This window comes from Nocardia terpenica, from assembly GCF_013186535.1.
In the GTDB taxonomy this organism is placed as follows: domain Bacteria; phylum Actinomycetota; class Actinomycetes; order Mycobacteriales; family Mycobacteriaceae; genus Nocardia; species Nocardia terpenica.
The window spans coordinates 1-20,781 of record NZ_JABMCZ010000002.1 but is presented as its reverse complement, the minus strand read 5'-3'; the positions used below and the strand labels follow the sequence as shown (position 1 = coordinate 20,781).

The 20,781-nt window shown below is 70.4% G+C and carries 16 protein-coding genes and 2 pseudogenes; 11 read left to right on the top strand and 7 right to left on the bottom strand.

Annotated elements, in window-relative coordinates; translation table 11 throughout:
• Nucleotides 1–194 precede the first annotated feature (194 nt).
• Together guaA and HPY32_RS11450 are read left to right on the top strand one after the other, a co-directional pair.
• Nucleotides 195–1,754: a glutamine-hydrolyzing GMP synthase gene (gene guaA, locus HPY32_RS11455; RefSeq protein WP_067581649.1), complete on the top strand. Its 1,560-nt coding sequence runs from the start codon at nt 195–197 to the stop codon at nt 1,752–1,754.
• Nucleotides 1,755–1,905: 151 nt separating this feature from the next.
• Nucleotides 1,906–2,358 carry a guanyl-specific ribonuclease gene (locus HPY32_RS11450; protein ID WP_067581652.1) on the top strand — a complete coding sequence of 151 codons (453 nt, stop codon included), beginning with the start codon at nt 1,906–1,908 and terminating at the stop codon, nt 2,356–2,358.
• A 97-nt stretch (nt 2,359–2,455) separates the two neighbouring features.
• Here HPY32_RS11450 and HPY32_RS11445 read toward each other — a convergent pair whose 3' ends face one another.
• Together HPY32_RS11445 and HPY32_RS11440 are read right to left on the bottom strand one after the other, a co-directional pair.
• Nucleotides 2,456–2,668, bottom strand: a complete 213-nt coding sequence (locus HPY32_RS11445) for a hypothetical protein (protein WP_067581655.1) — start codon at nt 2,666–2,668, stop codon at nt 2,456–2,458.
• Nucleotides 2,661–4,175 (bottom strand): PspC domain-containing protein, encoded by a 1,515-nt coding sequence (locus HPY32_RS11440; protein WP_067585367.1) that lies wholly within the window; start codon nt 4,173–4,175, stop codon nt 2,661–2,663. The genes HPY32_RS11445 and HPY32_RS11440 overlap by 8 nt, the downstream gene beginning before the upstream one ends.
• Before the next feature lie 151 nt (nt 4,176–4,326).
• On the opposite strand from HPY32_RS11440, the gene HPY32_RS11435 reads away from it, so the two are divergent.
• Both HPY32_RS11435 and HPY32_RS11430 read left to right on the top strand, forming a co-directional pair.
• Complete coding sequence (locus HPY32_RS11435; protein WP_067581658.1) at nt 4,327–5,625, top strand: ATP-binding protein; 1,299 nt, start codon at nt 4,327–4,329, stop codon at nt 5,623–5,625.
• A gap of 114 nt (nt 5,626–5,739) precedes the next feature.
• Complete coding sequence (locus HPY32_RS11430) at nt 5,740–6,375, top strand: response regulator (protein ID WP_067585370.1); 636 nt, start codon at nt 5,740–5,742, stop codon at nt 6,373–6,375.
• Between the two features lie 121 nt (nt 6,376–6,496).
• Here HPY32_RS11430 and HPY32_RS11425 read toward each other — a convergent pair whose 3' ends face one another.
• Nucleotides 6,497–7,630, bottom strand: a complete 1,134-nt coding sequence (locus tag HPY32_RS11425; RefSeq protein ID WP_067581661.1) for a serine/threonine-protein kinase — start codon at nt 7,628–7,630, stop codon at nt 6,497–6,499.
• Nucleotides 7,631–7,836: 206 nt separating this feature from the next.
• On the opposite strand from HPY32_RS11425, the gene imuA' reads away from it, so the two are divergent.
• From imuA' to HPY32_RS44545, 3 genes are all read left to right on the top strand, one after another.
• Nucleotides 7,837–8,562: a DnaE2-dependent mutagenesis accessory factor ImuA' gene (imuA', locus tag HPY32_RS11420; RefSeq protein WP_067581664.1), complete on the top strand. Its 726-nt coding sequence runs from the start codon at nt 7,837–7,839 to the stop codon at nt 8,560–8,562.
• Nucleotides 8,563–8,706: 144 nt separating this feature from the next.
• Complete coding sequence (locus HPY32_RS11415) at nt 8,707–9,009, top strand: hypothetical protein (protein WP_156674131.1); 303 nt, start codon at nt 8,707–8,709, stop codon at nt 9,007–9,009.
• Nucleotides 9,010–9,571: 562 nt separating this feature from the next.
• Nucleotides 9,572–11,824 (top strand): Y-family DNA polymerase, encoded by a 2,253-nt coding sequence (locus HPY32_RS44545; RefSeq protein WP_373686628.1) that lies wholly within the window; start codon nt 9,572–9,574, stop codon nt 11,822–11,824.
• 6 nt (nt 11,825–11,830) lie between these two features.
• On the opposite strand, the gene HPY32_RS11400 is transcribed toward HPY32_RS44545, so the two are convergent.
• Both HPY32_RS11400 and HPY32_RS11395 read right to left on the bottom strand, forming a co-directional pair.
• Nucleotides 11,831–12,532: a class I SAM-dependent DNA methyltransferase gene (locus HPY32_RS11400; RefSeq protein ID WP_067581676.1), complete on the bottom strand. Its 702-nt coding sequence runs from the start codon at nt 12,530–12,532 to the stop codon at nt 11,831–11,833.
• 50 nt (nt 12,533–12,582) lie between these two features.
• Nucleotides 12,583–13,101 (bottom strand): winged helix-turn-helix transcriptional regulator, encoded by a 519-nt coding sequence (locus tag HPY32_RS11395; protein ID WP_067581679.1) that lies wholly within the window; start codon nt 13,099–13,101, stop codon nt 12,583–12,585.
• A gap of 84 nt (nt 13,102–13,185) precedes the next feature.
• Here HPY32_RS11395 and HPY32_RS11390 point away from each other — a divergent pair, with 84 nt between their 5' ends.
• From HPY32_RS11390 to HPY32_RS11380, 3 genes are all read left to right on the top strand, one after another.
• Nucleotides 13,186–13,620: a tautomerase family protein gene (locus tag HPY32_RS11390; RefSeq protein WP_067581682.1), complete on the top strand. Its 435-nt coding sequence runs from the start codon at nt 13,186–13,188 to the stop codon at nt 13,618–13,620.
• A gap of 101 nt (nt 13,621–13,721) precedes the next feature.
• Nucleotides 13,722–14,492, top strand: a complete 771-nt coding sequence (locus HPY32_RS11385; RefSeq protein WP_067581685.1) for an alpha/beta fold hydrolase — start codon at nt 13,722–13,724, stop codon at nt 14,490–14,492.
• Nucleotides 14,489–15,466, top strand: coding sequence for a ferredoxin family protein (locus tag HPY32_RS11380; RefSeq protein WP_067581688.1), 978 nt, complete (start codon nt 14,489–14,491; stop codon nt 15,464–15,466). Before HPY32_RS11385 ends, HPY32_RS11380 begins: the two co-directional genes overlap by 4 nt.
• Before the next feature lie 99 nt (nt 15,467–15,565).
• On the opposite strand, the pseudogene HPY32_RS11375 reads toward HPY32_RS11380, so the two are convergent.
• Nucleotides 15,566–16,498, bottom strand: a pseudogene (locus tag HPY32_RS11375) (SDR family NAD(P)-dependent oxidoreductase); the annotation flags it as partial.
• A gap of 205 nt (nt 16,499–16,703) precedes the next feature.
• Here HPY32_RS11375 and HPY32_RS11370 point away from each other — a divergent pair.
• Nucleotides 16,704–20,057, top strand: a complete 3,354-nt coding sequence (locus HPY32_RS11370) for an error-prone DNA polymerase (RefSeq protein ID WP_067585373.1) — start codon at nt 16,704–16,706, stop codon at nt 20,055–20,057.
• Between the two features lie 16 nt (nt 20,058–20,073).
• Here HPY32_RS11370 and HPY32_RS11365 read toward each other — a convergent pair.
• Nucleotides 20,074–20,781 (bottom strand): annotated as a pseudogene (locus tag HPY32_RS11365) (hypothetical protein); the annotation flags it as partial.

Sequence of the window (20,781 nt, the reverse complement as noted above, 5' to 3'; positions counted from 1 at the left end):
GCGTGCCGAACTTTGTTGCAGCCCGGCTGCTGTGGGTTCGCTGGCGGCGGGCGTTGGGCCGCACCGATTTTCGTGTCGATCCGGAGTGGACCGTTCGGTCCGCAAAGGCGCGGCGAAAGGTCCGGCCGTGGCCGGTGTCGCTGTCCGGGTTCCCCGGGCACGAGGTGCGCATTTGCGCTCTTTAAACTGGGCGGGTGGCAGAAACCCAGCGACCTGTTCTCGTCGTCGACTTCGGAGCGCAATACGCGCAACTGATCGCGCGGCGGGTGCGCGAATCCAGCGTGTACTCCGAGGTGGTTCCGCACACCATGACCGTCGAGGAGATCGCCGAGCGGCAACCGCTGGCGGTGATCCTGTCCGGCGGCCCGGCGAGCGTCTACGCCGAGGGCGCCCCGCAGCTCGACGCGCGGCTGTTCGACCTGAACGTTCCCGTCTTCGGCATCTGCTACGGCTTCCAGGCGATGGCCCGGGCGCTGGGCGGCACCGTCGCCCACACCGGCACCCGCGAATACGGCCGCACCGAGCTCAATATCGACGGCGGCGTGCTGCACGGCGGCCTGCCGACCATCCAGCCGGTCTGGATGAGCCACGGCGACGCCGTCACCGACGCGCCCGAGGGTTTCGAGGTCACCGGCACCACCGCGGGCGCGCCCGTGGCGGCCTTCGAGGATCCCGCGCGGCGGCTGGCCGGTGTGCAGTACCACCCCGAGGTGCTGCACTCCCCGCACGGCCAGCAGGTGCTGAGCCGATTCCTGCACGACATCGCGGGCATCCCCGGCACCTGGACCCCGGCCAATATCGCCGAGGCGCTGGTGGCGCAGGTGCGCGAGCAGATCGGCGAGGGGAACGCCATCTGCGCGCTGTCGGGCGGCGTGGATTCCGCGGTGGCGGCGGCCTTGGTGCAGCGTGCCATCGGCGACCGGCTGACCTGTGTGTTCGTCGATCACGGCCTGCTGCGCGCGGGCGAGCGGGAGCAGGTGCAGCGCGATTTCGTCGCCGCGACCGGGGCCAAGCTGGTCACCGTCGACGCGGTCGACAAGTTTCTCGGTGAGCTGAAGGGCGTCACCGATCCGGAGGAGAAGCGCAAGATCATCGGCCGGGAGTTCATCCGGTCGTTCGAGGACGCGGTCTCCGGGATCGTCGGCGGGCAGCAGGACAAGTCCGTCGAATTCCTGGTGCAGGGCACCCTCTACCCGGACGTGGTGGAGTCCGGCGGCGGCACCGGCACCGCGAATATCAAGAGCCACCACAACGTCGGCGGCCTGCCGGAGGATTTGGAATTCCAGCTCGTCGAGCCGCTGCGCCTGCTGTTCAAGGACGAGGTGCGCGCGGTGGGCCGCGAGTTGGGGCTGCCGGAGGAAATCATTGCGCGCCAGCCGTTCCCGGGCCCGGGGCTGGCCATCCGCATCGTCGGCGAGGTCACCCGCGACCGGCTGGACACGCTGCGTCAGGCCGACGCCATCGCCCGCGAGGAGCTGACCGCGGCCGGACTGGACCGCCAGATCTGGCAGTGCCCGGTGGTGCTGCTGGCCGATGTGCGCAGCGTCGGCGTGCAGGGCGACGGCCGCACCTACGGCCACCCGATCGTGCTGCGCCCGGTGTCCAGCGAGGACGCCATGACCGCGGACTGGACCCGGCTGCCCTACGACGTGCTCGAGCGCATCTCCACGCGCGTCACCAACGAGGTGGCCGAGATCAACCGCGTAGTCCTGGATGTGACGAGCAAGCCGCCGGGCACCATCGAATGGGAGTGAGGACCCTCCGGACGAGGTCCTGAGTCGTCGGATTTCGCAACAGATTTCACTCGCCCGCAAGGACGATGTGGCATCGAGTGTCTCAGTGGTTCAGTGCGGCGTGTGAGGGTGGGCGCCCGGGAGATCACCGACAACTGTTGCGAGGTAGTTGATGATGAGGGATTCCAAGACGCCGAAAAGCCTGTGGGCCAAGCCGATTGCGGCGCTCGCCGCATTCGGGCTGGCCGTGCTCACCGCGATGTCGGTGCTGCTGGGCGGGTCGGCGGCCGCGGCCGGGCATGGTCCGGTGGCGGTTTCGGCAGGGGACGAGATTCGGCTCGCGGGCTGCTCGGTTCCCGGCCAGGCGTGGCAGACGCTGAAGCTGATCGATGCCGGGGAGTGGCCGCCGAACGACGGCTCCGGCACCAAGGGCGGCACCACCTGGGACGATCGTGAGGGCACCCTGCCGCGAACGGGCGCCAACGGCCCCATCCACTACAAGGAATGGGACGTCAACCGGAAGCAGCCGGGCCAGACGCGCGATGCGCAGCGCATCGTCACCGGCGACAACGGAACCGCCTATTACACCGGCGATCACTACGCCACCTTCTGCCAGATGCGCTGACCCTTCGCGATCCGCGCGGCAAAGAGCCCCTGTGCCCAGCCGATTCGGCTCGGACACAGGGGCTGTATGCGTATCCCGGCACGCTTTTGGCCGGGATCTAATTCTTGTTCTTACGCCTGCGGGGCGAGACCACCAGCGCGACGCCGACCACGATGGCGACCAGCACCACGATCCAACCCACCGGCACAATGCTGTGCTTGGGCCAGGAATCCGGGCCGATGAAGGCCCACACGCTCACCAGCACGGCCAGCACTCCGGCCAGCAGCAGCGAAAACGACGGTCCGCGACGGGTTTCGGGGTTGTCATTCATATTTCACCTCGGCATCTCCGGCGCGGACATGGACATTGAGCGTGAGCAGCCGACTGGTCGGCGGCCCGATGATGCCCTGCGGGCACCGCACATCACCCACCCGGCTGGTGCAGACGGCGTGCAGCCGCATCGAAGCGGGCACCAGGATCTTGGCCTCGCCCATGTCGACCGACACGTTCACGGTGTGATCCTCGGTGAGGTTCAGCTGCCGTAGATCCAGCATGAGCGAGCCCGCTTCCACCCGATAGGCCGGGCGCAGTTGCGCGACCGTGGTCGGGGTCGAGGTGCGATCGCCCATGGCATCGGTCTCGATGTTGATCGGGTTCGACAGCGAGGCCAGGATCACGAACCCGGCCAGCGGCGCCAGCAGCACCAGCAGTCCGTATCCGCGCCGCGCGAACGCACCGACGATCAGACCCAGCCCCACCACCAGCAGCGCGAGCGCGGCGATCCGGCCGGGGGTCATCCAGTGCACGCCCGAGGCGGCCACCGCGCCCGCGGCCGCCGCCGCGAGAACGGCCAGGCCGATCACCACCGGGGTGAGCCGGGAGCGCGGCCGCCGCGGCGGCGGCGCCTGCACCGCCACCGGCCGTTCCGGACCGGGCTCGGGCAGGTCCCAGGCCAGCGGGGCGACACCCAGCGGATCCCAGCCGGGCGGGGTCGGGCCGAAGCGGGCCGGGTCCGGAGCCGTCCGGGTCGGGGCCGGGCCGGGCGTCGAGGCGGGCGCCGCGGTCGAATTATCGGTCGGCGCCGAGGCTTTTCCCGGCACCACCGTGTCTCCGGCGGGGGCGTCCAGGGGTTCGGTGCGCAGGGCCTCGGTCGTGGCGTCGGTTCGCGGGTTCACCTCGGTGGGGGCTTCCCGGCGCAGCGCGACGGTATCGTCCTGCGCGGCGGCGTCTTTCGGCCGATCGGGCTCGTAGTGGTCGGGCAGTCTGGTGTAGGGCCCATAGGTCGCGCCCGCCCACGGCGAGCCGCCCGGGAAGACGGTGCCGGGGTAGCCGGTCGCGGCGATGTCGCCCTCGGCGAGTAGCGAATCGTATTCGGCGGCGGGCGGATTCGGCTGCCGCATGAACAGCAGCCACCAGCCCGCCAGCATGAGCGCGAAGCTGATCAGCCCGGAGCCGCCGAGGCCGATACCGAACGGGCCCGCGGTGCTGACGGCGATCGCGAGGGCCACGATCAGCACGATGGTCTTGGTCGGCGACTGCGTGCTGACGCCCTTGCCGAGCAGGCCCTCGGCCGGGGAGACCTGGTCGCCCGCGGTCGGCAGCAGCAGCCACGCCGCCAGGTACAGCACGATGCCCGCGCCGCCGAAGATGGTCGACACCACGAACGCGACCCGCACCAGGATGGGGTCCACGCCGAAGCGGCGCCCGAAACCGGCCGCCACGCCGGCGACCGGGCCCTGGTGGGGCAGCCGCACGGGGCGTGTCCGCCACAGATGTTGGAGCTGTTCGTTGAATCCGGTCCGGCCGGTGGCGCCGGCCCAGCCGTTCGGTCTGGTCATGGTCTCCATGGTGGCCGCCGACGGCGCCCGGTCGCATCCGGGGGAACCCTGATTCACCGCCTGAATTCACCGGGGTGCCGCCTGCGACCAGGGCCGGAATGGGGGTGTTCCCGGATGGTCGGTGTCGAGGGGGCGTGCAAGTATCGAAGGCATGTATCCGTCCATGCCCGCGTTCGATGCGCGCGGTGTCGAGCCCGCACCGCCGATACCGCGTCTGATGCGCCGCTCCGGCGGGCGGGTCGTGGGCGGTGTCGCGGGCGGTATCGCCGACCACCTGGGGATGGACGTCTTCAAGGTGCGGATGGCGTTCGTGCTGCTGTCCGGGCTCATGGGCGCGGGCCTCGTCGCCTACGGAATGCTGTGGATCTTCACCTCCGCCGGTGCGGACGGGCCGCCGCCGACGGCCACCGAGCGGCGGCAGTCGGTCGGGCTGGTGCTGCTGGGGCTGGCGCTGTCGGTCTCGCTGACCTGGTTGTTCAGCGGGACGTCGGCCAAGGTGGTCGGGCCCATCATCGTGGTCGCGGTCGGCGCGGCGCTGGTGTGGCGCGAATTCGACGCGGAGGGGCCGCGCTCGATTCTCGGCCTGCCCGCGCGGCCGGGCGTGCTCACCTGGACGCGCATCCTGGCCGGGGTCACCCTGATCGTGGTCGGGCTGGGCGTGGTGGTGCTGGCCCGCATCAATCTGAGCTCGCTGGGGTCGGCGCTGGTCGCGGTCGCGGTGACGCTGATCGGCGTCGGGCTGCTGACGGTGCCGCTGTGGCTGCGCATGATGCGGGCGCTCAATGCCGAACGCGCCGCCCGCATCCGCAACGAGGAGCGCGAGGAGATCGCCTCCCACCTGCACGACTCGGTGCTGCAGACGCTGGCGCTGATCCAGCGCCAGGCCGACGACCCGCAGGAGGTGATGCGGCTGGCCCGCAGCCAGGAGCGGGAACTGCGCAAGTGGCTGTTCGAGGACACCATGCCGGCGCAGTCGAGCCTGGCCGCCGCCCTGCGCACCATCGCGGGCGAGGTGGAGGACCAGCACGGCATGCAGGTGACGCCGGTGACCGTCGGCGACGTGTCGATGGACCCGGGCGACACCGGATTCGGCCTGCCCAAGGAGCATTTCACCGCCGTGCTCGGCGCCACCCGGGAGGCGCTGGTCAATGCCGCCAAGCATGCCGGGGTGCCGACCGTCGATCTGTACGCCGAGGTCGAGCCGCATCAGGTGAGCATCTTCGTGCGCGACCGCGGCGCCGGGTTCGATCCCACCACCGTTCCCGCCGACCGCCAGGGCCTGGCCAAATCCATCCACGCCCGCATCGAGCGGCGCGGCGGCACCGTGGAGGTCAAGTCCACCCCCGGCCGCGGCACCGAGGTCCGGATCTTCATGCCCCGCAACGACTCCGAGGGTCAGGAGCCGGCCGAACCTACCGGGGAGACCCACGAGCGGTCCGGCGCGTGCTGATTCATCGACGGTAACCTCGGCGTGCGGCGCGTCGGCACCGGGTGTGGTACCGATGAGTGGGCGAATTCGCGTCCGGTGGTGGTGCTCGGCCCCGAGGTGAGGAGAACTGTGAGTATCCGGGTCTTTCTGGTCGACGACCATGCCGTGTTCCGGTCCGGGGTGCGGGCCGAGTTGAGCCGCGAATCGGATATGGAGGTGGTCGGCGAGGCGGGCGGGGTGTCCGAGGCCATCTCCGGGATCAAGAGCGCGCGGCCGGACGTGGTGCTGCTGGACGTGCACATGCCCGACGGCGGCGGCGTCGCGGTGCTACAGGGCATCGAGGAGGGCCCGGTGTGCCTGGCGCTCAGCGTGTCCGACGCGGCCGAGGATGTGATCGCGGTGATCCGGGCCGGGGCCCGCGGCTATGTCACCAAGACCATCTCGGGTCCCGAACTGGCCGACGGCATCCGGCGGGTCGCCGGTGGCGACGCGGTGTTCAGCCCGCGCCTGGCCGGTTTCGTGCTGGACTCGTTCACCGGCCGATCCCCCGCCCCGGAGCCACCGCTGGACCCGGAACTGGACTCGCTGACCCCGCGCGAACTCGAGGTGCTCCGCCTGCTCGCCCGCGGCTACACCTACCGCGAGATCGCCGAAAACCTGTTCATCTCGGTGAAAACCGTGGAAACCCACGCCTCCAACGTCCTCCGCAAGACCCAGCAGTCCAACCGCAACGCCCTCACCCGCTGGGCACACCGGCGGCGGATCGACTGACGTCGCGGGTCAGCGGGCTGTCCTGTTTCCGGCGTGCCGGTTACCCCCGTTTCCGGCGTGCCAGTTACCCGTGTTTCCGGCATGCCAGTTACCCCTGTTTCCGGCATGCTTTTGGCCGGAATCACATGGCCGCAACAAGAATCACGATCAGAATCAGTAGGCCGATGAGCAGGCCCACCGCGATCGCGAGCGGGGCCCCGTTCGGGCCGAGGCTGGCCAGGTTGAAACCGCGCGACTTCTGTTGCGGCGCAGGCGCGCTCGGGGCGGTGGCGCGCGGCGGGCGCGGCAGCGGTGCGGAGAACGGGCTGCGCTGACCGGCGGCGGAGTTGCGGGCCGCCCACGCCGGAATGGTGCCGTCGTCGGTGCGTACCGGGGCGCCGAGGATGTAGGGCCCGGTGCCGGGACCGAAAGCGGCGGTGAGGATTTCGTTGCGCGCCTCGGACATGGTGGGGCGGCGCTGCGGCGCGGGCTCCATCATGTGCAGCAGCACCTCGGTGAGCACCCCGCTGCGGTGCGGCGGAATGATCTGCGCCATCGCCGCCCGCTCGACGATCACATCGCTGTCCTCGTGAAACCCGTACGGCGGCTGGCCCTCGATCGCGGTGTACAGCGTCGCGCCGAGCGAGAACACATCGCTGGCCTCGGTCGGCTGCGCGCCGCGCGCCACCTCCGGCGGCAGATAGGCGGGGGTGCCGGTGATGACGTCCTCGGGCTCGTCGCCGAGATCCCCGGTGCCGCGCGAGATGCCGAAGTCGCTGAGCTTGACCCGGCCCACCTCGGCGCCGCGGTCGGCCACCAGGATGTTGCCCGGCTTGATGTCGCGGTGCACGATGCCCGCGGCGTGCGCGGTGGCCAGCGCGTCCGCGACCTGGGCGCCGATCTGCGCCGCCTCGATCGGCGGCAGCGTGTCCACCAGCGCCAGCGCCTTGGCGACGCTGCGGGAGGGCAGATACTCCATCACCAGCCAGGGCTCGCCCGCCTCCAGCACCACGTCGTAGACGGCGATGGCGTGCTCGTGCGACAGCTTCGCGGCGACCCGGCCCTCGTGGATGATCCGGTTGCGGACCTCCTCGGCCTCGCGCTCGCTGAGCCCGGCCGTGGACAGCACCTGCTTGATGGCGACGTCGCGATCGAGTAGCCGATCGTGCGCCAGCCAGACCGCGCCCATGCCGCCGCCGCCGAGCTTCGACTGCAGGCGATAACGGCCGGCGACCAGATAGTCGGGGCCGACGATGGGACGGGCGCGTTCGGTCACGGCGCGAGGATAGCGGAAAACGATGCTGACTGGCCTGCTTCGCCCGTCGAGGCGTCCCGGGAGTGGCGTTCGACGCAGACCGGGGGTGGGGTTCTCCTGTGAGTAAATCGAACGTATATTCGATCCAGATCGATAGCTGAGTAGGTGCTGGAATCGGTACGGATCGGCTTCGGTGCAGTCCATCGGTGAGAGATAGGTGGTCGGAGATGGGTTCGCCCGAACAGGCACGGCTGGAGCGGCTGGCGGAGCTGCGCCGGCGCATGGCCGCGATCCCGGCTCGCGGCGCGGACGCTGCGCCGCGCGTGCCGACGGCCGCGGGTCCGCGCCGGGAATCGCTGCCGGTGCCGTCCGCGCTGGTGGGGCTGCTGCCGGAGGGTGGGGTGCCCCGGGGCTCGGTGATCGCCTACGCGGGTGCGAGTTCGTTGCTGGTGGGTTTGCTGGCGGCGGTCACCGGCGCCGGTGGATACGCCGCGGCGGTCGGCCTGCCCCGGCTCGGGCTGCTCGCCGCGGCGGAGATGGGTGCTCGATTGGAGCGACTGGCCGTGGTTCCCGACCCCGGATCGGATCCGGTGGAGATCGCTGCCGTGTTGCTGGATGGACTAGATCTGGTCGTGCTCGGCCTGAACGGACTTACGGTGCCGCCCAGCCGCACTCGCGTCCTCGCCGCCCGCGCCCGCAGCCGGGGAGCCACCCTCGTGGTGACCGGCGGCACCTGGAGCGGCCCCACCCTCCGCATCGCCACCCGCGTCGACGGCTACGAGGGCCTGGGCCGCGGCTGCGGCCGCCTCCGCACCGTCCGCCTGGAAGTCTCCGTCCGAGCCCGCTCCACCCCGGAACGCCGCGGCACCCTCACCCTGCAACCCCACGACGAGGGCGTGGAATGGATCGCCACCCACCCGGCGAAACCCCGCGAGATCTCCCAACTCGCATGACCGCAAGCGAGGCCACCGGTCCACTACCGGCGATCGGCCGCTACAACGACACCCGCCCAAGCCGCCGAGGCCCGCACACTGCCACCCTCGTCCACGAATCGTGCACCGATAACCGGGTCCTCCGACTCGCCCATCGGTACGGATGTGAGCGGTTCCGGCGAGTGTTCGATTGTTGCCGTTGTGGTGATACTTGCCCAGGCCATCATGGTTCGCGCACCGCTGTTTCCGTCCGCGAGCTATGCGCCGGTGATCGGGTTCTCCTGTGCACCTATCGGTACGGATGTGAGCGGTTCGGGCGAGTGTTCGGTTGTTGTCGTTGTGGTGATGTTTGTTGTGGTGATGTTTGTCCGGGGCATCGTGGTTCGCGCACTGCTGTTTTCGTCCGCGAGTTGTATGCCGGTGATCGGGTTCTCCTGTGCACCTATCGATATGAATGTGAACGGCTGAACACGTCGGAGGGAGTCCCGCTCGCCGTCCCGACATGTCTTTCTGCCGCCCCGATACGCTCTCTCCTCATCCCGGCACGCCTCCCCGTCATCCCGGCGTGCGCTTTTCTCGTTGTCCGGGCGCGTCTTCCTGTTATCCCGGCGTGTGCTTTCCTCGCCATCCCGGCATGTCTTTCTGCCATCCCGATGCGCTCTCTCCTCATCCCGGCGTGCCTCCCTGGCATCCCGGCGTGCGCTTTTCTCGTCATCCTGGCGTGCCTCCCTGCCATCCCGACGCGCGCTTTTCTTGTCATCCCGGCGTGTTCTTTCCTCGTCATCCCGGCGTGCTTTTGGCCGGGATCTCCTGCGGCAGGTGGATTCCGGCCGAGGACACGCCGGAATGGTGAGGATCGGCGGGGTGATTCGTCTGCGCGGGCCGGTCTGCAAGGTTGTGATCGAGCGCGATTCGTGTCCGGTCGATCGCGACGGGAGTGTCCGGTGCGGACACGAGCTCATCGGTGGGGGCGAGATGTGCTGTCGGGGAGTGTGTTCGGTGTCCGAGTATCCGCGAGGGCGCGGTGCGGGTGAGTGGGGCCCGGGTGCTGGCGGTGTGGTGTCCGGACTGGCCTGCGGTGGCCGCGGCGGCCGTGGCCGATGTTCCGCCGACGCGGGCGGTGGTGGTGCTGCATGCGAATCGGGTGGTGGCGTGTTCGGCGGTGGCGCGGGCCGCGGGGGTGCGGCGCGGGCACAGGCGTCGGGAGGCGCAGGCGCGGTGTCCGGATCTGTTCGTGGCGCAGGCGGATTCGGATCGGGATGCGCGGCTGTTCGAGCCGGTGGTGGCGGCCGTGGACGCGACGGTGCCGGGTGTGGAGGTGCTGCGGCCGGGGCTGGTGGTACTGGCCGCGCGCGGCGCCGCCCGCTACTTCGGTTCCGAGGAGGCGGCGGCCGAGCGGTTGGTGGACGCGGTCGCGGCGGCCGGGGTCGAATGCCAGATCGGCATCGCCGACGAACTGTCCACGGCGGTGATCGCCGCCCGCCGCGCCGCGCTCGTGCCACCCGGCGCCGGGGCGGATTTCCTTGCCCCGCTGCCGGTGTCGGAGCTGGCCGCGGAACCGAGCCTGGCCGCCCCGGAGCGCGGCGACCTGATCGACCTGCTGCACCGCCTGGGACTGCGCCGCATCGGCGACTTCGCCGCCCTCACACCCGGGGAGGTCGCCTCCCGCTTCGGTGCCGACGCCATCCGCGCCCATCGCTGCGCCCGCGCCGAACCGGAGCGCCCGCCCTCGGCCGCCCCACCGCCCCCCGATCTGGCGGTCGAATACCCCTGCGACCCACCGATAGACCGCATCGACGCCGCCGCCTTCGCCGGCCGCCTCCTGGCGACCCGCCTGCACGACCGCCTGTCCGCCGCCGCGGTGGCCTGCACCCGCCTGACGGTCGTCGCGGAAACCGCCGCCGGAGAACACCTCTCCCGCACCTGGCGCTGCGCCGACCCCCTCACCCCCACCGACACCGCCGACCGAATCCGCTGGCAACTAGGCGGCTGGCTAACCCACCGCACCCTCCACACCCCCACCGAAACCGAGGACGGCGGAACGATATTCGGCACGGGTGAGCCCCGCGACCCCAGCGGCTCCACGGTGCCGAGAGGGCAGCGTGACAAAACAGCCCCCGGAGCGAGTCGACCCCATGATCCCAACGACCGTGCGATACCCGACTCGAGAGATCGGCGCAGCGGAATGGTGTCCGGAGCGGATCGAACTGATGGGTCCAGTGGCCGTGTGCCTGAGCCGAGAGGTCGGCATGAAGGAATGGTGTCGGGGGCGGATCGAGCCCGTGGTTCCAGTGGCCGTGCGGTGCCCGAGCCGAGAGGTTGGCGTGGCGGAACGGTGTCGGGGGCGGGTCGAGCCGATGGCTCCAATGGCCGTGCGGTGCCCGACTCCAGGGATCGGCGTGACGGAACGGTGTCCGGGGAGGGGCGAGCCCATGGTTCCAGTGACCGTGTGGTGCCAGACCCGAGAAGTCGGTATGGCGGAACGGTGTTCGGGGAGGGAGAGTCCAGTGGTAGCGCGATATCTGGGTCGAGAGATCGGCGCGGAGGGCACGTGGCACCCGGCGTGGGCGCTGCGCGAGCGGGGGCGGTTGGCTTCGGCGAGAGTGGTTCCGGTGATCGGATCGGTGCTGGGCGTGTAGGATTCACCACGGGGGCAGGCGATTTCACGGTCGGAGGGCGTAGACGGTCGCAGGGTGCGGGGCCGTCCGCGCCGATCACGATGTTGCGGTTGGAGCCGGTCGAAGTTGTTGCGGCGGGGGCGTTGCAGCTCGGGCTGTGGGGCGGGGTGGGGGAGGGGGAGGAGCGGGCGCGGCGGGCGTTGATCCGGGTGCAGGGGCTGCTCGGCGGGGAGGCGGTGCTGGTCGGGGTGCTCAGCGGTGGGCGCGGGCCCGCCGAGCGGGTCACGCTGATCGCCCTCGGGGACGAGCCGGTGCCCGCGGCGGATCCGGCGCTGCCCTGGCCGGGTCGGCTACCGCATCCCGCGCCCGCGATGGTGCTGGTGAACCGGCCGGAGGTGGCGCTGGAGGACTCCGGTGGCGCGCCGGTGTGGATCTCCGATCGCGGTCTGCTCACCGCCGACCCGGCCCGCTTGCGCTGGGGCAGCAGGGAATTGACGGTGACCGACTGGTCCGGCCCCTGGCTCCTGGACGAACGCTGGTGGTCCGGCAACCGCACCGGGAACCGTGCCGTGCGCGCCCAGGTGATGCTGGCCGACACCGAGCTCCGCGTGCTGCTCCTGCTCGGTTACGACCGCGCGTGGCACGTGGAGGGCCTCTACGACTGATCCCGGCTACTCCGGCAGCGTCCACACCAGCGCCATGGTGAACGGCTGGCCGCGCAGCTCCGACCACTTGGGCTTGGCGGCCAGCCAGGCATCGTCGACCACGGCCTCGGCCGCCTCGGTGAGCCGCCAGCCCGCCGCCACCCCGGCGTTCACATGCTCGCTGAACAGGTGCAGGTGGGTGCTGATCGCCAGCGGCTCGCCGGAGGCGCCGGTGTAGTGCGTGGGCATGCCGGTCACCATCATGAACTGCGGGTGGTAGCTGACCAGGACGAAGGTGCCGCCGGGCGCGGCCAGCCTGCGCGCCTCGGCGTAGAACTGCGCCAGCTCCGGCAGATGCTCGTCGATGAGCGAGGAGATCACCAGATCGTAAGCGCCGCTTGCCAATCCGGTATCACGCACATCGCCCTGGGCGAGGGTGGCATGCACCCCGCGTTCCCGGGCCCGCTCCAGCATGCCCGCACTCAGGTCCACCCCGTCGATCTCGATGGTGCCGTGCCCGCGCAGCCAGGCGCCGGTACGCCCGGTGCCGCAACCCAGGTCGGCGGCGCGGCGCACCTCGCTCCACCGCGGGTGTCGCAGCCGGTCCAGCAGCGCCAGATCCATTTCGTCCATGACGGTTTGCTCGTAGGTCGGCGCCCATCCGTCGTATCCGGTGGCGACGTCGACGGTGCGATAGTTCCGGCGATCGAAATCCGCGAAGGTCGGCATGATCGCGAGTATTGCGCGCCGAACCCCGTCCCACCCAGCCAATTTCCGGCCTATCCGTGCGGAGCCTCGCCGTGCCGTTCCGCGTGCCGCCGGGCCAGGACCCGGGTGCCCGGCCCGGCCGCGGCCCCCGGTCCCGCGTGCGAGGCCACGGCCGAATCGTCGATCGGTTCCCCGCACGCCGAGCAGCAGACCCGCGGGGTGAACTGCGCCTCGCAGTCTCGGTGCACGAGGCGCATCGGCGGCCCGCCCGGCGGCGTCGCCCACTTGTCGCCCCACGCCATCAGGGCCATGAGCACCGGCACCAGCTCGTGCCCGGCCGCGGTGAGGTGGTATTCGTGCCGCGGCGGCCGCTCCCGGTACGCCCGCCGCTCCACGATGCCGTGCTCGACCAGCGCGTCGAGCCTGCGGGTGAGCAGATTGCGCGAGATGCCGAGGTTCTCCGCGATGTCGTCGAACCGGTTCAGGCCGAGGTAGAGGTCCCGCACGATCAGCGGGGTCCACCACTCCCCGACGAGTTCCAGGGAGCGCCCGATCGAGCAGTGCATCTCCGCGAAGCTGGTCCGTTGCATGCCCCTCAGTCTAGAGGGTTGATTCATTGAACTAACCGGGCGTACCGTCCTGTACGTCACTGAGTTCAATGAAAGGACTTACCAATGCCGTTCGTGGAGTTGTTCGTTCCCAAGGGGTCGCTCGACGAGGAGCGCCGGGAGAAGATCGGCGAACGCCTGGTCTCCGAGGTGATGCTGGCCGAGGGCGCGCCGGATACCGAGGCCGCCAGGTCCATCTCCTGGCTGGTGGTGAACGAGATCGACGCATGGTTCGTCGGCGGCCGCCGTCTACCCGCCGGAGAGAAGCCGAAATACGTGGTGCGAGTGGGCGTTCCGGCCGGATCGATGACCGACGACAAGCGCACCGACATCGTGCGGCGGGTGACCCGGGTGCTCGCCGACGCCGATGACGACCCCACCCGCTTCACCGACGCCGCAGCCGCCTGGGTGCACATCAACGAGATCCCGGAGGGCAACTGGGGAGCGCGCGGCGAGATCGTCCGAATCGAGGACATCGTCGCCCTGGTCTCCGGCAGCTAGCCGCTACACGTTTCCTCTTACCCGCGCGGAGCGCGGGTCCGCTATGGCACTGGGCACAACCAGCGGCGGCGGGCCCGCGCCACCCCGTACCCTGGCTCAACGTGGAGTCGACAGTTACCCGGGTGCCGCTGGGCGGCGTGCTGATCGCGTATCGCGATTCCGGGCCGTCGACCGTGCCGCACCCCCTCGCCGACGTTCCCGTGCTGCTCGTGCACGGCATGGGCGGCGACGGGCACACCTGGGACCGGTTCGCGCATCGGCTGGTGCGCTCGGGACGCCGCGTGATCACCCCGGATCTGCGCGGCCACGGGCGCAGCGCGCACACCGACTCCTATCGCTTCGACGAGTTCGGCGCGGACCTGCTGCGCCTGTGCGACCGGCTCGAGCTGACCGCCGTGGACCTGGTCGGTCACTCGCTGGGCGGCTACGCGGTGTCGTGCGTGGCGATCGAACGCCCCGACCTGGTCCGGCGGCTGGTGATCGAGGAGCAGCCGCTGCCGCTGCGGTCCGGAGACGAGCGCGTCACCCTCACCCGCCGGTTCCCCACCGTGCCGGAGCTGTGGCACGCCACCACCAGCCTGATCCGGCATCCGCGGGCGGTCCTGGCCTTCGACCGATCGATGACCCGGACCGCGCTCGAGCAGTTCCGTAAGCCCAATCCGGAGTGGTGGGAACGGCTGCCGGACATCGCGGCCCCCACGCTGATGCTGCGCGGCGGCCCCGGCGGCATGGTCGACCCGGAGAAGCTGGAGCTGTTCCGCACCTCGGTTCCGGACTGCGCCGTCGCCGCCTTCGACTGCGGCCACAGCATCCACCGCGACCGCTATCGCGAATTCACCATCGCCGTGCTGCCCTTTCTCGGCCACTCATGACCGTCTTCGAGGGCATGTCGTGCGCGGCCGCGGCGGCCGATATCCCGTTGCCGGGCAGCGCGACCCGGGTGACCGGATGGCTGTGCGTCGAGCAACCGGGAGCGTGGGGCCGCGATGTGCTCGGCGACGAGGTGCTGGGCGCGGACATCACCGCGGAGCTGGCCGCCCGCACCAAGGCCGCGCGAGTCCGCCCGACGCTCATCCGCAGGCCCGGCCGCAACGAATTCACCGGCGCCCGTACGGTTCTGCTCGCCGCCACCCGCCCGCAGGGCTCCTGGTGCGAACGCCTGGAGATCGCCGATCTGAAGGAACTGCTCGACCTCGACCTGCATCTGCTGAACGGCCCCGCCCCGGGACTCGGTGCACCCGTGACCGATCCGACCATCCTGGTCTGCGCCCACGGCAAGCGCGACCAGTGCTGCGCACTCCTCGGCCGCCCGATCGCGGCCCGACTGTCCGCCGAATACCCCGACCGGGTGTGGGAGTGCTCGCACACCGGCGGCCACCGCTTCGCCCCCGCCATGGTCATACTTCCCACCGGCTTGACCTACGGTCGACTGTCCCCCGACGCCGCCTTACGGGTGGTATCCGACGCCCACCGAAACCTGGTCCCGCTCACCGGTTTCCGCGGCCGAAGCTGTTATACACCGGTGGAGCAGGTAGCCGAAATAGCGGTGCGACAGCATCTTTCGTCATACGGCGAGCCCTCGGCTGGCCGTTCTGATGACGACCAGCTCGATGCGGACGCACTGACAGTGGTGGCCGTAGGCGACGCTCTGCCTGATACGGCTGCTGCTTCGTCTGATACGGCTTCCGCCTCTTATGCGGGCGCGGCGACCGTCGCCCATCGGGACGGGCGCCGGTGGTTGGTCACCGCTCGCACCATTGCCTATGCCCCGCGTCAGGCCAGCTGTGGGGCCGCGCCGAAGCCTGCTACCGCCGTCGTCCCGGACGAACTCCGCCCGCTGTTCTGAGTGCCGCCGCTATCGATTACAGCGGATGCGCTGCGGCCGTAGCCCTTTCGTGGGTATCTGCTCCCACGGAGAGATTGCTCCGCCGATCGGCGGAGGCGGTCACCAGTGCGTGCCGGGCACCAGGCGGGCGGCGCGGCGGAGAACGGTGCGGGTGACCCGGACCGCCGGGGAGGTGTTGCGGGGTTTGGGCTGGGGGGCAAGGACTTCGGTATCGGGAAGGTCGTCGGGGGTGGCCTCGCCCTTGGCGGCCGGGGAGTCCGGCAGCGCGCGGTAGTAGCGGTGCAGGATGCGGTCCTTCAGGCGCGGGGTGAACAGGGTGCCGTACTCGGCGAGCGTGCCCAGTGGGACGTCGATGCGTTTGGGGCGTTCGACGAGGGCGCGCACGATCGTCGCGGCGGCCCATTCGGGCGACTCCGACGGACCCTGATTACCGCTGGGGGTGATCATCGGCGTGCGCACCAGCGGCATGTGGATGGTCGTGAAAGTGATGTTGTCGGCCAGCATTTCGGCCGCGGTCACCTCCGCGAACTTGTCGAGCGCGGCCTTGCTGGCCAGGTAGGCGGCGAACCGGGGCGTGGCGACCTGCACCCCGGCGCTGGAGATATTGACGATGTGGCCGGACTTGCGCTCGCGCATCTGCGGCAGCAGCGCCAGCGTCATCCGCACCGCGCCGAAGTAGTTGACCGCCATGGTGCGCTCGAAGTCGTGCAGCCGATCGGTGGAGCGGTGCACGGCGCGGCGGATGGAGCGCCCGGCATTGTTGACCAGCATGTCGACGTAATCGTGTTCGTCGAGAATGGTTTTGACGGTGAACTCGACCGACTCGGAATCGGTGACGTCGCACTGGTAGGCGTACGCCTGCCCGCCGGCGGCGGTGATCTCGTCGACCACCGCGGCGAGTTCGTCGGGGCGCCGCGCCAGGAGGAATACGACGGCGCCCTTGGCCGCGACCGCGACGGCGGCCGCGCGGCCGATGCCGGAGGAGGCGCCGGTGATGAGTACATGCTTGCCGGTCAGGTCTCGACGCGCGCGCCGGCGAGCCAGATAGCCATCGGCCGCGTGATTGTCGGTCATCGCCGCTCCGCTCCCTTGCAGATCCGTTTGTCACGAACTTACTTCAAAGTAAGTTCGCGCGCCAATACGAGTGAATCACAGTCCGACAACCCGCCGCACCCGCATCGATGCATCGAATGTATGTTCGATCAGAGTAAGAACCGGTCGGTTTGCGGAGGTGTGCATGGGCTGGGGCAACGGCCCGCCGACATGGTCGGAGATGGAGCGCGTGCTCTCCGGCCGGTCGAGTCGCGGCGCCGAACCGCCGGGCGACGGCGGCGACAGCCCGGCCTGGTCGCGCACCCGCGGCGAGTACCGGGCCGGTCCGCTGCCGCGCCCCGAAGGGCCGACGGTGCCCTACGCGGAACTGCACACCCACTCCGCCTACAGCTTCCTCGACGGCGCGTGCCAGCCGGAGGAACTGGTGGAGGAGGCGGTGCGGCTCGGCCTGACGGCGCTCGCGCTCACCGATCACGACGGGTTCTACGGCGTGGTGCGATTCGCGGAGGCGGCGCGGGAATGGGGAATGCCGACGGTCTTCGGCGCGGAACTGTCGCTGGGCACCGCTGCCCGGGCGAGCGCGCACCTCGGGCGGCGGGGCGGTTCCCGCAGGCGCGAGGAGCGGGACGGCATCGACTCCGAACCCCGGGCGGGCACGCCCGATCCCGCGGGCCCGCACCTGCTGGTGCTGGCGCGCGGCGAGGAGGGGTATCGCCGACTGTCGCGGGAGATCTCGGCCGCGCACATGGCCGCCGGTGCGAAGGGCATCCTGCGCTACGACCTGGACCGGCTCACCGATGCCGCGGGCGGGCACTGGCAGATTCTCACCGGCTGCCGCAAAGGTCATGTGCGCCAGGCACTTCAGCGGGGCGACGCGGCGGCCGAGGCGGCGCTGCGGGATCTGGTGGAGCGCTTCGGCCCGGAACGGGTGACGGTGGAGCTCACCCACCACGGCATTCCGGAGGACGACGAGCGCAATGCCCGCCTGTTCGCGCTGGCCGATCGGCTGGGCCTGCCGGTGATCGCCACCACCGGGGCGCACGCCGCCACCCCCGCCCAGCGGCGACGGGCAATGGCGCTGGCGGCGATCCGGTCCCGGCTCAGCCTGGACGAGATGGACGGCTGGCTGGCCCCCGCGGGCGGCGCGCACCTGCGCTCCGGCGCGGAGATGGCGCGGCTGTTCTCCGCCTGGCCGCAGGCGATCACGAATGCCGTTGCCCTGGCCCGCGACTGCGCCTTCGATCTGAAGCTGATCGCGCCCGAACTACCGCCGTTCGCCGTGCCCGACGGGCACGACGAGGACTCCTGGCTGCGTACGCTCGTCTACGACGGCGCCGCCCGCCGCTACGGCTCGCCCGCGGCGAACCCGAAGGCGTATCGGCAGCTCGAGCACGAACTGCGAGTGATCTCGGACATGCACTTCCCGGGCTACTTCCTGGTGGTGCACGACATCGTCAGCTTCTGCCGGGACAACGACATCCTGTGCCAGGGCCGGGGTTCGGCCGCCAATTCCGCGGTCTGCTACGCGATCGGCATCACCAATGTCGACCCCGTGGCCAACGATCTGCTCTTCGAACGATTCCTGTCCCCGGAGCGGGACGGGCCGCCCGATATCGATATCGACATCGAATCCGATCGCCGCGAGGAGGCCATTCAGCACGTCTACACCGAATACGGCCGCGAATACGCCGCCCAGGTCGCAAATGTGATCACCTATCGCGGCAAGTCGTCCGTGCGCGATGCCGCTCGGGCACTGGGCTTTTCGCCCGGCCAGCAGGATGCGTGGAGCAAACAGGTGAGCCGCTGGACCGGGGTGTCGGAGGAGACGCACACCGATATTCCGGCCGAGGTGCTGGAGCTGGCGGGCGAGATCGAGGGCCTGCCACGGCATCTGGGTATTCATTCCGGCGGCATGGTGATCTGCGATCGGCCCATTGCCGACGTCTGCCCGGTGGAATGGGCGCGCATGCCCGGCCGCAGCGTCCTGCAGTGGGACAAGGACGATTGCGCCGCTGCGGGCCTGGTGAAATTCGATCTGCTCGGGCTGGGCATGCTGTCCGCGCTGCACTACATGATCGACCTGGTGCGCGAGCACGAGGGCGAGACCGTCGAGCTGCACAAGCTGGACCTGAAAGAGGCGGCCGTCTACGAGATGCTGTCGCGCGCCGACTCGGTGGGGGTGTTCCAGGTGGAATCGCGGGCGCAGATGGCGACCCTGCCGCGGCTGAAACCACGCGAATTCTACGACCTGGTCGTGGAGGTGGCTTTGATCCGGCCCGGACCCATTCAGGGCGGGTCGGTGCATCCGTTCATCCGGCGGCGCAACAGGCTCGAGAAATGGGAGGTCGAGCACGAGGCCCTGCGGAATTCGCTGGAACGCACCTACGGTGTGCCGCTGTTCCAGGAACAGCTCATGCAGATGGCCGTCGATATCGCCGGATTCACCGCGGCCGAGGCGGATCAGCTGCGCCGGGCGATGGGCTCCAAGCGTTCGCCCGAGCGCATGGAACGGTTGCGCGAGCGCTTCTATCGCGGCATGCGCGAAGTGAACGGCATTACCGGCGAATTGGCCGACCGCATCTACGAGAAGGTGTACGCCTTCGCGAATTTCGGCTTCCCGGAAAGCCATTCGCAGAGCTTCGCCTCGCTGGTGTTCTATTCGGCGTGGTTCAAACTGCATCATCCGGCGGCGTTCTGCGCGGGCCTGCTCAATGCGCAGCCGATGGGGTTCTACTCCCCGCAGTCGCTGGTCGCCGATGCCCGGCGGCACGGGGTGGTGGTGCACGGGCCGGATATCAATCACAGCCTCGCCGCCGCCACGCTGGAGCGGCGCGGCAGCCAGGTGCGGCTCGGGCTGGCCGCGGTCCGGCACATCGGCACCGAATTGGCCGAGAAGATCGTCGCCGCCCGCGCGCTCGGCGGCCCCTTCGCCTCGTTCGTGGATCTGACCGGGCGGGTGGAACTCACGGTGCCGCAGGCGGAATCGCTGGCCACGGCGGGTGCGCTGGGCAGCCTGGGCCTCACCCGGCGGCAGGCGCTGTGGGCGGCGGGCGCGGCGGCGGGGGAGCGGCCGGACCGGCTGCCCGGCACCGGCGCCGCCACCGCCGCGCCCACCCTGCCCGGCATGAGCGAGCTGGAGCTGGCCGCCGCCGACGTCTGGGCCACCGGGGTGTCGCCGGGCAGCTATCCCACCGAATTCCTGCGCCCGCAGCTGGACGAGCTCGGCGTGATTCCGGCCGATCGCCTGCTCGGCCTGCCCGACGGTTCGAAGGTGCTGGTGGGTGGAGCGGTCACGCATCGGCAGCGGCCCGCCACCGCCGCCGGGGTCACCTTCATCAATCTGGAGGACGAGACCGGCATGGTGAACGTGGTGTGCTCGGTGGGGTTGTGGCAGCGCTATCGGCGCATTGCGCAGGGTGCGCCCGCGCTGCTGATTCGCGGGCGCCTGCAGAATGCGGAGGGTGCGGTCAGCGTCGTGGCGGAGTACCTGCAGCGCATGGATTTACGCATGGCCTCCAGATCGCGCGATTTCCGCTGACCGCGACCGGGGGCGATCAGAAATCGCCGTTGCCGCCGCCTCCGCCATCGAATCCGCCCCCGCTGTCGCCGCCTCCGCCGAAGTCGCCGTCGCTGCCGCCGCCACCCCACTCCTGCGGGGCCTGCTGCTCGTAGCCGCCGGAGAAACCCTGCCCGTACTCGTGGCCGCGTTCTTCCTCGCGGCCCTCCATCTTCCCCAGTTCGTAGCCGAGCAGGCCGCCGCCCACCGCGCCGCCGACCGCGCCGAGGCCGCCCGCCATGCCGGGACTCATGCCCTGGCGCGGTGCGTAGCCCGGATCGTAACCGGGGCCGTATCCGCCGCCGGGGCCGTAATTGGCTCCGGGACCGACACCGCCCGGGGGATTGCCGCGGTTGAACATGCCGCCGCCTCCGCCGCCGCGTCGCCGCCGGATCACCGCGACCACCGCGGCCACGATCAGCGCGATGATCACCAGCGGGCACAGCAGGCCGACGAGGCTGAAGCCGCTGTGCTGGGTGCTGTGCCGGGCCTGGGGCGGGGGTGCGGGGCGGTGCTGCTGGTTCGCCGGTGCGGGCTGTTTGGCAATCGACGCAAGGGAATTCAGCGCGGCCACCGTGCCGCCGGTGTAGTCCTGGTTGGGTCCGTAGGCGCTCTTGAAGGCGTCGGTCGCCGGATTCGCATTGAGGATGTGCGAGTTGCGGCCGGTCCTGATCGTTATCCAGTGCGACTGGGTATTGATGGCGAT

What these genes read in the sequence shown, in the direction of transcription:
- HPY32_RS11435 (WP_067581658.1), top strand. Translation starts at nt 4,327, where the DNA reads ATGTATCCGTCCATGCCCGCGTTCGATGCGCGCGGTGTCGAGCCCGCA.
- HPY32_RS11380 (WP_067581688.1), top strand. Translation starts at nt 14,489, where the DNA reads ATGACCGTCTTCGAGGGCATGTCGTGCGCGGCCGCGGCGGCCGATATC.
- HPY32_RS11370 (WP_067585373.1), top strand. Translation starts at nt 16,704, where the DNA reads ATGGGCTGGGGCAACGGCCCGCCGACATGGTCGGAGATGGAGCGCGTG.
- HPY32_RS11445 (WP_067581655.1), bottom strand. Translation starts at nt 2,668, where the DNA reads ATGAATGACAACCCCGAAACCCGTCGCGGACCGTCGTTTTCGCTGCTG.
- HPY32_RS11440 (WP_067585367.1), bottom strand. Translation starts at nt 4,175, where the DNA reads ATGACCAGACCGAACGGCTGGGCCGGCGCCACCGGCCGGACCGGATTC.
- HPY32_RS11400 (WP_067581676.1), bottom strand. Translation starts at nt 12,532, where the DNA reads ATGCCGACCTTCGCGGATTTCGATCGCCGGAACTATCGCACCGTCGAC.
- HPY32_RS11390 (WP_067581682.1), top strand. Translation starts at nt 13,186, where the DNA reads ATGCCGTTCGTGGAGTTGTTCGTTCCCAAGGGGTCGCTCGACGAGGAG.
- imuA' (WP_067581664.1), top strand. Translation starts at nt 7,837, where the DNA reads ATGGGTTCGCCCGAACAGGCACGGCTGGAGCGGCTGGCGGAGCTGCGC.
- HPY32_RS11395 (WP_067581679.1), bottom strand. Translation starts at nt 13,101, where the DNA reads ATGCAACGGACCAGCTTCGCGGAGATGCACTGCTCGATCGGGCGCTCC.
- HPY32_RS11450 (WP_067581652.1), top strand. Translation starts at nt 1,906, where the DNA reads ATGATGAGGGATTCCAAGACGCCGAAAAGCCTGTGGGCCAAGCCGATT.